The organism is Desulfovibrio sp., assembly GCF_018379785.1.
Classification (GTDB): Bacteria; Desulfobacterota; Desulfovibrionia; order Desulfovibrionales; family Desulfovibrionaceae; genus Desulfovibrio.
In genome coordinates, this window is sequence record NZ_JAGZUV010000001.1 from 51,509 (window position 1) to 64,010 (window position 12,502).

General features: G+C 61.9%; 11 protein-coding genes. 2 read left to right on the plus strand and 9 right to left on the minus strand.

The window, feature by feature from the left end:
• Positions 1-114 precede the first annotated feature (114 nt).
• From KH208_RS00200 to KH208_RS00235, 8 genes are all read right to left on the minus strand, one after another.
• Positions 115-1,446, minus strand: a complete 1,332-nt coding sequence (locus tag KH208_RS00200; protein WP_291432848.1) for an HD domain-containing protein — start codon at positions 1,444-1,446, stop codon at positions 115-117.
• Positions 1,447-1,978: 532 nt separating this feature from the next.
• Positions 1,979-3,145 (minus strand): sulfate reduction electron transfer complex DsrMKJOP subunit DsrP, encoded by a 1,167-nt coding sequence (gene dsrP / locus KH208_RS00205; protein WP_291432849.1) that lies wholly within the window; start codon positions 3,143-3,145, stop codon positions 1,979-1,981.
• Positions 3,146-3,157: 12 nt separating this feature from the next.
• On the minus strand, positions 3,158-3,949 hold the full coding sequence (dsrO, locus tag KH208_RS00210; protein WP_291432850.1) for a sulfate reduction electron transfer complex DsrMKJOP subunit DsrO: 792 nt from the start codon (positions 3,947-3,949) through the stop codon (positions 3,158-3,160).
• Positions 3,949-4,332, minus strand: a complete 384-nt coding sequence (gene dsrJ, locus KH208_RS00215) for a sulfate reduction electron transfer complex DsrMKJOP subunit DsrJ (RefSeq protein WP_008683462.1) — start codon at positions 4,330-4,332, stop codon at positions 3,949-3,951. The genes dsrO and dsrJ overlap by 1 nt, the downstream gene beginning before the upstream one ends.
• Positions 4,333-5,994 (minus strand): sulfate reduction electron transfer complex DsrMKJOP subunit DsrK, encoded by a 1,662-nt coding sequence (dsrK, locus tag KH208_RS00220; protein ID WP_291432851.1) that lies wholly within the window; start codon positions 5,992-5,994, stop codon positions 4,333-4,335. It lies immediately after the preceding gene.
• A gap of 12 nt (positions 5,995-6,006) precedes the next feature.
• Positions 6,007-7,026, minus strand: coding sequence for a sulfate reduction electron transfer complex DsrMKJOP subunit DsrM (gene dsrM, locus KH208_RS00225; RefSeq protein WP_008683465.1), 1,020 nt, complete (start codon positions 7,024-7,026; stop codon positions 6,007-6,009).
• A gap of 289 nt (positions 7,027-7,315) precedes the next feature.
• Entirely contained in the window at positions 7,316-7,840 is a 525-nt protein-coding gene (locus KH208_RS00230; RefSeq protein WP_008683467.1) for an RsbRD N-terminal domain-containing protein, read from the minus strand.
• Positions 7,841-8,165: 325 nt separating this feature from the next.
• Positions 8,166-9,209: a hypothetical protein gene (locus KH208_RS00235; RefSeq protein WP_291432852.1), complete on the minus strand. Its 1,044-nt coding sequence runs from the start codon at positions 9,207-9,209 to the stop codon at positions 8,166-8,168.
• A 383-nt stretch (positions 9,210-9,592) separates the two neighbouring features.
• Between KH208_RS00235 and KH208_RS00240 the strand changes: the two genes are divergently transcribed.
• The gene (locus KH208_RS00240; protein ID WP_291432853.1) at positions 9,593-10,339 is read left to right on the plus strand and encodes a sulfite exporter TauE/SafE family protein; all 747 of its coding nucleotides are present in this window, start codon (positions 9,593-9,595) and stop codon (positions 10,337-10,339) included.
• A gap of 210 nt (positions 10,340-10,549) precedes the next feature.
• On the plus strand, positions 10,550-10,801 hold the full coding sequence (locus KH208_RS00245; protein WP_291432854.1) for a hypothetical protein: 252 nt from the start codon (positions 10,550-10,552) through the stop codon (positions 10,799-10,801).
• A 199-nt stretch (positions 10,802-11,000) separates the two neighbouring features.
• On the opposite strand, the gene sat is transcribed toward KH208_RS00245, so the two are convergent.
• Positions 11,001-12,272, minus strand: a complete 1,272-nt coding sequence (gene sat, locus KH208_RS00250) for a sulfate adenylyltransferase (protein WP_291432855.1) — start codon at positions 12,270-12,272, stop codon at positions 11,001-11,003.
• Positions 12,273-12,502 lie beyond the last annotated feature (230 nt).

A 12,502-nucleotide genomic window follows, 5' to 3' on the forward strand; every position in this document is an offset into this window, starting at 1 on the left:
CGCTCGGTCGGCTTTTATTGCGCCCGGCACGCCGTAGGCTCCGCGTCCGCGGGGCACGCGGCGCGACATCCAGGGGACAGGCCTAAAGATCCACTCTCCGGCAGGGGAAGGCCGTTACCCCACGGACTTCCGCGCATATTCCCGCACAAAGGCCACGGCGGATTCCAGATCCGTCACTTCGCCCGTGATCTGGGCCTGCAGCAACGCGTCGCGGATCACGCCCACCATGGGGCCTGGGGCCAAGCGGGTTTCGCTCATGATTTCATTGCCGTTGAGCAGGGGTTCCAGCATCTGTTCCGGGGTTTCGGCCCGGTCCAGGTACTTCATATTGTGGTTGAAAGACGTATAGCTGCCTTCGCGGGCCTGGAGGTCGGCACGGGCCATGGCGATAAGGCGTGGATATTCGTCCAGAGCCTTGAAGCGGCGAATACCCCTGTCGGTCATCATGAAGTGGAAGCGCATGTGGTGGTTCACCAGGTGGCAGAGTAGGTCGATGTCCTCCTGGGCGAAGTGCAGGCGGCGCAGGATCTTGCGCGTGACCTTGGCTCCCACCCGGTGGTGCTGGTAGAAGGTCCACTGGCCGTCGAAATATTCACCGGTGAAGAGCTTGCCCACATCGTGAAAGAGCATGGCCATGGTGCCCAGCCAGTCGTAGTGGAAACCTTCTTCCGGGTAGTGTTTCATGCATTCCAGGGTGTGGTCGAAGACATTCACCTCCACGCCGTCCCTGTCGCGCTCCTGGCAGACGCAGGAGAGCGCCGCCACTTCCGGGATCAGGCCTTGGAGGATATGGGCGTCGTAAAGCAGGCGCACGAAGCGGTACATGGATTCGGCGGCCACCTTGCGCCATTCGTCCATGATATCCGTGGCGGGCACGTAGTCCAGCACGCGCACCGAGGAGCGCACAATCGCCATCCAGGTGTTGGGATCAATGGGGATGTCGAAGTTGGCCGCGAAGCGCAAGGCCCGCACGGCCAGCAGGTAGTTGTGACGCAGGGTTTCGTCCGGCAGGCCGGTGAGCCGGATGGTGCCGCCTTTGAAATCCGCGAAGCCCTCATAGGCGTCGCCGGTGGGGGCCGGGCTGCCGAAACCGGTCATGCGCAGTTGCTCGCGTTCCTTGGGGTCCATCATGGCGGCCATGCTGGGCGTGATGCGCAGCAGCGAAAGCTCCGGATGCCCGGCGTCCGCCACTTCCAGCGGATAGAAACGGAAAAGCACCCCGTTTTCCTCCAGTTCGGCCAGCGCACGCTTTTCCGACTCCATGCGGGCCTTGGGGAAGAGTTTGACCAGGGTGTCCATATCCGGCTCGCAGGCAATGTCCACGGCGGGCTGCCGGGCGGCGCGCAGGAGTTGCTCCTGCAGGGGCGCGTTGATGACATGCGCGTCATAGCCGTTGCGCAGCAGAGTTTTGCAGATGGTAATGGCTTCTTTGAGCGCTTGATGCATCGTGGGCTCCTTGCGAAAGATGGGCACAACATCGTCCTCGCGGCCGGACGGACCGCAAGACGCGCGGAAGAGCAGCGGCGGCGCAACGGACGGGAAGCCGCCCTGCGGGGATTCCTTCTGAAAATCCGGACGGGTTTGCGGCGGGAGCGGCTTCCGTATTTTGCCGTTATACGCGTGGCTCAAGGGTAAAATGCGCTAGTTCAATTATGCACAGGAGGCGGCCTGAAAGTCAAGCATGCCGCTCTGTTGAGGGCGGGAACGCCGCGCCCCGCGCCGGAAAAGCGAAGGCGAAATGAAGACGCCCCGCGCCATAACGGCGCGGGGCGTCGAGGCTGCTGACAAAGTCGGCAGCCCCGAAAATCAGGAGCAGGTCGCGGCTTTGCCGCGCCGTTAAGCGACTGATTTTCGTGCCTTTCCACCCGGCGGCTTAGCCGCCGTTGGTGGCGCAAACCGCGCGAAGCGGGGTTTGTCATCATCTGGACGTCCCGCGCCGTTATGGCGCGGGACGTCGTTTCAGTGCGGAACAGGAAGGTTAGTCACTGAAATGATGAGCTTCCCGCTTGACGCCCAAGGCGATCTTCCAGAGCAGGGAGAGCACCAGCGCGCCCACGGCGTACACGCCGAGGGCCACGGCAATCTCCTTGGCCGTGGGCATGTAAGGCGTGAAGGCTTCAAACATGTTGGGCGTGAAACCGCCGATGAGCAGGCCCAGGCCCTTGTCGATCCAGCTGGCGGCCACCAGCATGACCAGCGCCAGGGGCAGCAGGGGGCCGGTCCGCCACTGCGGCGGAATCAGGATAGCCAGAGAGGCGAAGGCCATGATCACGGCCGCCCACATCCAGTAGCTCACCCAGGCCAGATGGCCGCCATGCCCGGAGAAGAGGAAGAGCATGGGCTCCATGTGGCCCGGAATCTGGCTGTAAAAGGCGGTGAAGAGCTCCAGCAGATAGAAGAAGACGTTCACGCACATGGCGTAAACAATGATGGTGGACAGGGTCTTGACGGCGTCCTTGCCGGGATCGAAGCCGGTCAGCCTGCGCACCAGGAAGAGCAGGAGCAGCAGGATGGCCGGACCGGAGCAGAAGGCCGAGGACAGGAAGCGCGCGGCCATGATGGCGGTGAGCCAGTAATGGCGGCCCGGAATGCCCGCGTACAGGAAGGCCGTGACTGTATGGATGGAGAAAGCCCAGAGAATGGAAAGGTAGATCAGGGGCTTGACCCATTTGGGCGGTTCCACGTCCAGGCGTTCGGCTTCCAGGGTGACCCAGCCGATGACGATGTTCAGGCAGAGATAGCCGATCAGCACGATCATGTCATAGAACATGACCGAATTGGGCGTGGGGTGGAGCATGACGTTGAGCATGCGCTGGGGCTGCCCGAGGTCCACCACGATGAACAGGGCGCACATGACCACGGCCGCCACGGCCATGAACTCGCCGAAGATAATCATGCGCTTGAATTTCTTGTAGTGGTGGAAATAGGCGGGCAAGACCAGCATCACGGCCGAGGCAGCCACGCCGACGAAATAGGTGAACTGCGAAATATACAGTCCCCAGGAGACCTCACGGTTCATGCCCGTGATGCCGAGACCGCTCTGGAGCTGGTCCAGATAGACAAGGCCGCAGCCCGCGATGACGCAGAGCAGAAAGAGCAGCCACACATAATAGCTCTTGGGACCGGAAAACAATTTTTCAAGCATGGCCTGTTCTCCCTAAATAAGGTAGTAGACGCCGGGCTGCGTGCCCAGATTGGGCTTGCGGCGAATACTGTAGTTGGCGGCCAGGGCCTGACGCACCGTTGAATTGGGATCTTCCAGATCGCCGAAGAGAATCTTGCCGCCCGCGGCTTCCACGCAGGCGGGCATCTGGCCCGCGGCCAGGCGCTCGGCGCAGAAGGTGCACTTTTCCACCACGCCGATCATGCGCGTGGGAAAGGTCGGGTTGGGCACGGGATCCGAAAGATACTTGCGCGGGTCCACAAAGTTGAAGGAACGCGCCCCGTACGGACACCCGGCCATGCAGAAGCGGCAGCCGATGCAGCGGTGGTAGTCCATGGCCACGATGCCGTCTTCCATTCTGTAAGTGGCCTGGGTGGGGCAGACGCGCACGCAGGGCGGATTGGTGCAGTGGTTGCACAGCAGCGGATAGCTGGCCTGGCGCGTCTTGTCGTTGATGTGGGCGTTCATGTCGTCCGGGAAAACGCGCTCGTACTTGTCCAGCCAGAACCATTTGATGTCCTGGTTGCCGGGAATGTGCGGCACGTTGTGGACCTTGTGGCAGGCTTCGATCAGCGGCTCGTAGTCTTCGGGGCCGCGGAAGAGGCGGGTGTCGATGACCATGGCCCAACGCTTGGCGGTCAGCGCATGCTCCCCTTTCTCATAACGGCCGGGCGCGATTTGGGCCCGCGCCGCGCCCGCCGTACCGGCAAGGCTTGCCATCCCGCTGCTCAGGGCAAAGGCCGAAAGCCCCGCCACTTTCAGAAAGCTTCTTCTGCTCGTGTTCATCACTTGCCCTCCGTGGGAATAATGTGGCAAGTCCAGCAATAGGGATAGACGCTGTTGGCCACGTGGCACTTTTCGCAGAATTCCTTGTAGTTGTTATGGCATTTCAGGCAGGTGTTCTGCAGGCTGATGACCCACTTCTTGCCGTCTTTGGCGGACACATAGATGCGGTTTTCCTTGCGCAGGGCCTCGTCGCGCCACTCGTTGAGCAGGCGCATATGCTGGGCGCGCATGAATTCCACGTCCTCGATGCAGTTCTTTTCATCCTTGGGCAGCACCACGTCGGTTTTCTTGTAGTCCTGTCCCAGATAGCTCACCCAGAAGGGAGAGCTGAACAGCACCACAAAAATGACGATGCCCGTGATCACAGCTTTGGCGTTATACATCTATCGGCCCTCCCCCTGCGCCTCAGGCGCATCCGCCGGGCTTTCCTCCGGCTCGTCCTCCGCCACGTTGGGCAGCTCTTCCTGGCGCAGGTCCATGGTGCGCTTGATCTCGCCCTTCATGACCAGGGCGTTGCCCACCAGCTCGTGCAGGCCGCTCACGCTCACGCCGGGCGCCCAGTAGTCGGCCAGCGGCGGCAGCGTGGCGCGGTCGATGGCGCAGACGCAGGCCATGTGGTTGACGCCGCCTTTCTGCTGCACATAACGCAGGGCGTTGCCGCGCGGCATGCCGGAACGCATGCGCAGCTCCATGATTTCCTCGGTGTTCAGACCCGAACCCGCGCCGCAGCAGAAGGTCTGCTCGCGAATGGTGTTTTCGGGCATTTCCACGAAGTTGTTGCAGACGTGCTTGAGCACGTAGCGCGGTTCGTCCAGCAGGCCCATGCCGCGCGCCGGGTTGCAGGAATCGTGGAAGGTGGTCACCAGATGGTCGTTGCGGCTCGGGTCGAGCTTGAGCTTGTTGTGGTAGATCAGGTCGGCCGTGAATTCCGCGATATGCACCATCTTGGTGGAGGTGGCGTTGCTGAACACCGTGCCGGTAATGGGCGACACCGGAATTTCCATGTTGGCCGGGGCCGGACCGTTGTAGGTGTCCATGTACTGGTTGATCACGCGCCACATATGGCCGCACTCGCCGCCCAGAAGCCATTTGACGTTCAGGCGCTCGGCCTCGGCGTACATCTTGGCGTTGAGCTTCTTAGCCATGTTGAAGGAGGTGAAGGAACCGAAGTTGCCGCCCTCCGAGGCGTAGGTGGACAGGGTGTAGTCCAGGTCCAGCTCGTGGAAGAGCAGGAGATAACCCATGAAGGTATAGATGCCGGGATCCGCGAACACGTCGCCCGAGGGGGTGATGAAGAGGATTTCGGCGTTCTTTTTGTTAAAGGGCGTCTTGGGGCGGATGCCGGTGACGGTTTCGCAGTCGTCGGCCAGCATTTCCACGATTTCCACAAAGGAATGGGGCTGGATGCCCAGGTGGTTGCCGGTGAAGCTGCAGTTTTTGACCGGGTCCATGATCCAGTGGATGCCCAGGCCCACCTCATGCAGCAGTTCGCGCACGATCATGGTGATTTCCGCCGTGTCGATGCCGTAGGGGCAGTACAGCGAGCAGCGGCGGCATTCCGTACACTGGTAGGCGTAGTAGAAGAGCTCCTTGACCACGCTCATGTCCCAGCCGCGCGCGCCCACCTTCTTGCCCAGAATCTTGCCGAGCATGGTGTAGTCGCGCCGGTAGAGGGAACGCAACAGCTCGGCGCGCAGCACGGGCATGTTTTTGGGGTCGTTGGTGCCCAGGAAGAAGTGGCACTTGTCCGCGCAGGCGCCGCAGCGCACGCAGATGTCCATGAACAGCTTCAGCGAGCGGTGCTTCTCCAGCCGGTCGGCAAAGGCGTCACAGAGAATTTTTTCCCAATTCTCCGGCAGGTTCCAGTCCTCGGCGGCGGGGTCCCACTCGTGAGGATTGGGCATGTGCAGGAGTTCCATGGTCTCTTTTTTGGCCGGATAGCAGAAGCTGCCCGGCATGAATTCAGGCTTGGTGTCGAGCCAGCTTTTGTCCGGAAAGGCCGGGCGGCTGGCGACGAGCATTTGCGGCGTAGGTAACTTTGCCATGATGACGACTCCTTACTCGGCGGCCTTTTCGGGTTGCTTATCCAGCGGCAGGCCGGCTTCGGCCATGGCTTCGCGGTAGGTATCCTCGTACTCGGGGTAGGTGAAGTACTGCTTGGGCGGATTCCAGGGGTTGATGTGGCGCACCCGGCGGGAATTGTTGGCCTGGTTGCGCGTGGGGCTGAAGAACACGCCGGGCATGTGCACGAGTTTGGAGAAGGGGAAGTAGATCAGCAGCACGCTGACCAGGGTCAGGTGCACGAAGAACAGGGCGTTGATGCCTGTGGCCGCCACGGGCGCGAAGTGCGTGAGGCCCATGACGAAGATCTTGACCTCGGCGATTTCGGTTTTATCAAAATAACGCAGGCAGAGGCCCGTGCCCACGATGCCGATGAGCAGCCAGAGCGGGAAGTAGTCGTTGAGCAGGGAGAGATAGCGCAGGCGGTGGTTGAAAATGCGGCGGCACAGCAGGAAAAGCAGGGCCACCAGCACCAGACCGCCGGTCCAGTAGAAGCGCGGCGAACCGACCTGCATGATCCCGTCGATGGATTCCAGGAAGGTGATACAGGACGGCACGGGCTCGATGAAGAAGCGGAAGTGCCGGATAAAGATCAACAGGAAACAGTAGTGGAAGAGCAGGGCGAAACACCACAACCACTTGGAGGAATAGTAGACGCTGCGCGGCCCGTTGCTGATCGGGTCATTTTCGCGCACGTCCGCCAGGGAGTTGCGGAACAGGGAACGGAAGAAAAAGACTTCCAGGAACATCCGCTTTACAACGCCCCAGGTGGTGCTGGGGCAGTCGATCTTGTTCTGCTTGATGAAATCAAGCGATTGCTCCTGCCCGCCGGTGGTGGGGATGCAGAAGGGCACGGGCGATTTGGCCCAGTACACCATGCGCCAGACCATCCCGGCGATGAAGACGACTACCGCCACATAAGGCAGCGCCACGCCGAACAGAGGGGCGAGTCCCGCGCTCGCTCCCGCCCAGGCGATGGCCCCTATGAGCAGCACCAGCAGTAATGATGAGAACATTCCCTACCTCGCTTGACTACAAGTTATCCTGAAACCGCCCGGCGGATTCCGGCCGGGGATTTCAGGAAGATCGTTGCGTCCCACACGCCTGTGGGCCTTGCCGTCCGCGTGTTTTTGCCGGGGCTTGTCCGGCGGCGTGCGCCGCCCCGGATCGGGTTTTCCCGTGCCGCGCGCGTGGCTTTTCAGGGTGCCCGGCGGGCCGTCGCCGGCCGCCGTTCCACAGTAAAAAGCCGGCCGTGGACACTGTCCGCCGCCGCGCTTCGGCATCAGGCCGCCTCCCGCCGCCGCGTCAACGCGCGCCGGACGGGCCTTCCTCCAATGTCTGCGCCCAGCGCGCCAGTTGGGCGTACTGGTTGCGGATTTCCTTGATGCGCGACTCCGCCAGCGTTTCGCGGGCCGCGGTATAGATGTCGAAGGCCAGCAACGCCAAGCTGTCCAGGCGGGATTCAGCCGTGAGATAGGCGTCAAGCTCCCCCTGTTCGGCCAGCTCAGGCAAAATGCGCTCCCGCAGAAGGGGCTTCATCAGGTAAAAAACCCCCAGGCCCTGGCTCGGCGTGAAGGTCTGCACGGCGCGCAGCTTCACGAAGCGTTCCAGCGCGTTTTTGACCGTGGCCACCTCCACCTCTTCTCCGGCCACGGCATCGTACAGCGTTCCCGCCGCCTCCTTGGTCATATTTGCCACGGGATTGCCGAAAGCGTCCTGCTTGGTGCGCAGGAATCCGGTGGTCTCAAAGGGATAGGTGGAGTACACCGCCTCTGTCCAGAGGCGGACCACATCGTTTTTCCGGCTGCGAAAAATTTCTTGTGCGTTCATGAATTCCAGCCAAACGGCCAAGTATATAGATTCCTCATATAAGGGGGAAGGGCAAAGCGCGTCAAGCCCTTTCGGTCATTTCGCGCACTGTTCCCGGTCCCTGTGCCTCGGGCAAGCATGCGTCGCTTTTGGCAAAACGGCCGGGGCGGGGACGCGTTGCATGCCGTGAAAAACTTTGCCCGTCAAAAGGCGTGCCGGACGATTTCGAATTGTGAATTTTTATACAAGATGGAGGCAAGCCCGAGAAGAAAGAAGACGGACGGCGAAACAAAAGAGTACGGAGCATGCCCGTACGAGGGCATGAAGGCTCAAACACAATCAGGCCCTAGGGACAGGGGGTCGGACCGCCGCACTGCCCCGCCACCTGGGGGTCCAGAGGCAGACCGGCGTCCCGGCCGGCCTGACCTGCCGGGGCGGCTTGATCGGGCGCGGGCAGGACGGGAGACTGCGCCGCGGGAAGGCCCGGCCCGCCTTCCGTCTGGCCGGAAGCGGAACCGGGGGACCGGCGCTGCCCGCGCTCCTGCTGCTTGACCAGCATGCCGGGCAGGCCGTGATATTCAAAGAAGGGCACGGTTTGCGCCCCGGCGGAAAAGACATGGGCCTTGTTGCGCAGCATCTTGAAGCGCAGCCAGAGCAGGTCGGGGCTCAAGGACGCAAGCCCGCGCGGCACGGCCACGTTCTGGGCCTGGGCCAGGGCCTCGGCCAGATTCATGCCCGCGTCCAGCAGGCGGCGCATCTGAGCCACCTTGTACACATCGTTGTCGTTTTCGGCCAGGGGATAGAAAGCCACGTCCACATGGCCGGACAGGATGTTGATGCCTTCGCGGCAACTCGGGCAGGAGGGAGAGAAGAACATGCGCACCGTGGCTTCCTCGCTCGTCCCCATGATCGGCCAGGCTTCGGCCTGCGAACGGGCCACGGCCCCCACGTTGACAGTGAACAGCAATACCCAGATCCAGAGCAGCACGGAGCGGCGGACATGGCTGTCGCGCTCGCGCGCCCGGGCCAGCTCGGCCTGCCGGAAGCCCAGATAGCTCAGGGCGAAGAACACGGCCACCACCAGGCAGCTCACGCAGGGCGCGGTCAGGGCCATGAGCAGCAACAGGCAGATATCGCCCAAAAGAGCCAGTCCGGCCAGAAGACGGCCCGCGGCGGCGGCCCCCAGCAAAGCCAGCAGGGCCAGCAGGGCGAAGGTTCCCGTGCCCATCCACCAGAGCGAAATGCCGCCCACGGTAAAGTCCTGATACAGGGAACAACCGGCGGTCACACAGAAATTGACGTCATTGCCGAAGGCACTCCAGACGCAGAAGGCCGCTGCCAGCAGCGTGACGCACAATGAACCGGTGAGTATCTCGCGGGATTGCTTCATGAAGCACCTGTGGGTATGGCTGTGCGGCGCGGGCCTGCCGCGCCGGTATTGTCCGGGATTGCTCCGGCGGGGGTGTCCGGGGTGTACCGCTGGGAGAATTCTGGGGTTACAAAAGTACAACATCTATAGGCTGTTTTTTACTTTTCGTAAAGCGCGGCGGCTTTCGATGGCGGGCAGGCGCATTTGGGAGCATGCCCTGTGCGAATTCTCAACCCGCGGATGCGCTTGCTCAGCATTCGGCGGTCCGGAGAACGGCTGATGGCAGGGGCGGGGGACGGTCCTTCCCGGCGGCTTGCCTTGACCCGGCCCACGGGTTTATTGAAAAAGAGCGTGCCGCGCCTTGCGCGCGGGAAACGGCTTTTCTCCTTTCGCGGAGGCCCGCCATGCCCCTTACGCCCCTGGAATTGAGCTGCGCCGCCCTGGCTGTGTTCTGCGCCGCGCTGGTCCGTGGCGCCACGGGGTTCGGCTTTTCCATGATCTGCATTGTGCTGCTGACTCTGCTGCTGCCCCCGGCGCAGATCGCGCCGGTGATCGTGCTCTGGGAGATCGCGGCCAGTGCCGGGCATCTCCCCTTTGTCTACAAGGAAGCGGACTGGAAAGCCCTGCGCCATCTGGCTCTGGGCGTGGCCCTGGGCACGCCGCTGGGCGCGTATTGCCTGGCCTCGGTGCCCGCCGCGCCCATGACGGCGGCCATCAATGCGGTCGTGCTGGTCCTGACGGGCATGCTCTTTTTCGGCTTCCAGCCGCGGCAGCGGCCGGGCCGCTGGGGCGCCTGCGGGGTGGGCGCGCTTACCGGGCTGATCAACGGCGCATCGGCCAACGGCGGGCCGCCGGTGATTCTTTTTTTCCTGTCCGGCCCTTCCAGCGCGGCGGTGAGCCGTGCTTCGCTCATTGCTTTTTTCCTGTTTACCGACGTGCTGGCCGCTCTGGTGTATTGGGGCTACGGCCTGATGACCGGCCGGGTTCTTTGGCTGACCGCCGTGATGCTGCCCTGCGTGGGCCTGGGCATCTGGCTGGGCTCGCGCTGGTTCCGGCGCGTGGACGAGGCCCGCTTCCGGCGCGTGGTGCTGGCCCTGCTCTTGCTCATAAGCCTGGCGGGCCTGCTGCCGTCTCTGCTCAAAGCAGACTAGCTTTGAGAATGTCAATTTTTAAAGTTAACGCTGCCCTCAGCCTCCCGCTGCTGTCCTTATCTGCAGCCAAGGCAACGTTCGCTTTGCTCCGGAGCGGCGGGTTGAGCGCTCCGGAAAGCGCTTGTCCTTTGCGGCCATGCGGGGCACACTGCCGGGATCAGCGGGGACCGGCCGGATCGCCCGCCTGAACTTTTGCCCGGAGAAAGTGCCATGTGGAAGAACGTCATTCTGTTGGGGGCCTGCGCTTTTCTGCTCTGCGCCTGCGGCGGCGCGCGCAACGCCAAACTGCCTGACGGCAGCGAGGGCTATTCCATCAACTGCAACGGCGCGGACAACGACTGGGCCGACTGCTATAATCAGGCGGCGGACAAGTGCGACGGCCCGTACGAGATCGTCAGCACCAATACCGTGGGCGTGGGCGATACGCCCATGCGCAATATCATTGTGAAGTGCAAGAAGTAGGTCGCATTTGCGGTGAATTGCCCGGCGGTTGATCCGCCGTCGTCCCCCTTCACCGTCCCCTCGGTTGGCCCTCAAGCACGGTCTGCCCGCGTGGCGTGTTGCATCGGAGCGCTTTTTTACCGCGCACCGCCGTTTCAGAACATGAAAAAAAGGACGCCCCGAAGGGCGTCCTTTTGTATACCTGTGATGAGGTCCGCTGCTACATGGTGGAACCGGCGGCGGCGCGCTGCATCTTGATTTCCACCTTTTCGGTGAGACCGGAATAGTACTCGCGCAGAATCACGAGCACTTCTTCGCGGCCGAAGTGATCCGGCACTTCCGCGCCTTCGGAGAGCATCTTGCGCAGTTTGGTGCCCGACAGGATCACGCGGTCTTCCTTGCTGTGCGGGCAGGTGCGCATGGAAGCCATGCCGTCGCACTTCTTGCAGTAGAAGGTCCAGTCGATGTTCAGGGGCTCGCAGAGCAGGCGTTTGCCTTCGTCGGCGGGCGCGGGCATCTTGCGGAAGATTTCCTGGGCTTCGAACATGCCGTAGAAGTCGCCCACACCGGCGTGGTCGCGGCCGACCAGCAGGTTGTTGATGCCGTAGTTCTGGCGGAAAGTGGCGTGCAGCAGGGCTTCACGCGGACCGGCATAGCGCATGTCCAGAGGATAACCGGCCTGGATCACGAAGTCTTTGACAAAGTATTTGTCCACCAGGGTGTCAATGCACTTCACGCGCACTTCGGCCGGGATGTCGCCGGGCTTCAGGGAGCCCACCAGGGAGTGGATGACCACGCCGTCGCAGATTTCCACGCCGATCTTGGCCAGATATTCGTGCGAACGGTGCATGGGGTTGCGCAGCTGCAGGGCGGCAACTTTCTGCCAGCCGCGTTCGTCCATTTTTTCGCGCAGCTGGGCGGGGGTCATGTACACGCCGGGGAACTTTTCGGGGAATTCGCCCTGCGAGAGCACTTTCACCGGGCCGGCGATGTTATATTCCTTCTGGGCCAGCACCATTTTGACGCCGGGATGGTCATTGGGGGCCACTTCCCAGAACTTTTCGGAGTCCGGGCCTTCGCCCTTGAAGACCAGTTCGCATTCCCACTTTTTGTCGGCTTCGGTCATCTCGTAGATTTCTTCCACCTTCATGGTCGCCATGATTTCGCCCTTGCGGACGAGGGCCACTTCCTGGCCGACTTTAAGGTCCTTGGCGTCTTCAGCGGAGATGTCGAGGGTCACCGGCACGGGCCAGAAGGTACCGTCGGCGAGCAGCATTTTTTCGCACACGCTTTTCCAGTCGGCTTTGTTCATGAAGCCGGTCAGGGGCGAAAAACCGCCAATGCCCATCATGATCAGGTCGCCCTTGGCACGGGAAGAAATCTCGATCTGCTTCAGGCCGGCGGCCTTTTTCTTTTCATCTTCCAAAGCCTTGCCTTCCAGCAGGCAACACACCAGGCCTTTGCCGCCATGCGGGGGTACCAGTTTGGACATCGCGAAATCCTCCATGTTTTGGTTATGGACGCCTCACCGCGCCGGACAAGAACGCGCGTCGGACGGCAAGGGGCTGTTTCGGCATCCATCTTGTGAATAATCTAACAAAAAGTCAACTACCTTTCAGAATTTTTTGTGGCTTCTCTCGCGGGGACGCGGCACCGCTCCGGGAATCCAATTGCGGATAAAAAATTTGAAAAATAGCGCCCGGAATAAACATGTGCGGCGAA

Coding starts and splice junctions, on each gene's coding strand:
- dsrK (WP_291432851.1), bottom strand. CDS start 5,994: ATGGCAAAGTTACCTACGCCGCAAATGCTCGTCGCCAGCCGCCCGGCC.
- sat (WP_291432855.1), bottom strand. CDS start 12,272: ATGTCCAAACTGGTACCCCCGCATGGCGGCAAAGGCCTGGTGTGTTGC.
- dsrM (WP_008683465.1), bottom strand. CDS start 7,026: ATGTTCTCATCATTACTGCTGGTGCTGCTCATAGGGGCCATCGCCTGG.
- KH208_RS00245 (WP_291432854.1), top strand. CDS start 10,550: ATGTGGAAGAACGTCATTCTGTTGGGGGCCTGCGCTTTTCTGCTCTGC.
- dsrO (WP_291432850.1), bottom strand. CDS start 3,949: ATGAACACGAGCAGAAGAAGCTTTCTGAAAGTGGCGGGGCTTTCGGCC.
- KH208_RS00240 (WP_291432853.1), top strand. CDS start 9,593: ATGCCCCTTACGCCCCTGGAATTGAGCTGCGCCGCCCTGGCTGTGTTC.
- KH208_RS00230 (WP_008683467.1), bottom strand. CDS start 7,840: ATGAACGCACAAGAAATTTTTCGCAGCCGGAAAAACGATGTGGTCCGC.
- KH208_RS00200 (WP_291432848.1), bottom strand. CDS start 1,446: ATGCATCAAGCGCTCAAAGAAGCCATTACCATCTGCAAAACTCTGCTG.
- dsrJ (WP_008683462.1), bottom strand. CDS start 4,332: ATGTATAACGCCAAAGCTGTGATCACGGGCATCGTCATTTTTGTGGTG.
- dsrP (WP_291432849.1), bottom strand. CDS start 3,145: ATGCTTGAAAAATTGTTTTCCGGTCCCAAGAGCTATTATGTGTGGCTG.
- KH208_RS00235 (WP_291432852.1), bottom strand. CDS start 9,209: ATGAAGCAATCCCGCGAGATACTCACCGGTTCATTGTGCGTCACGCTG.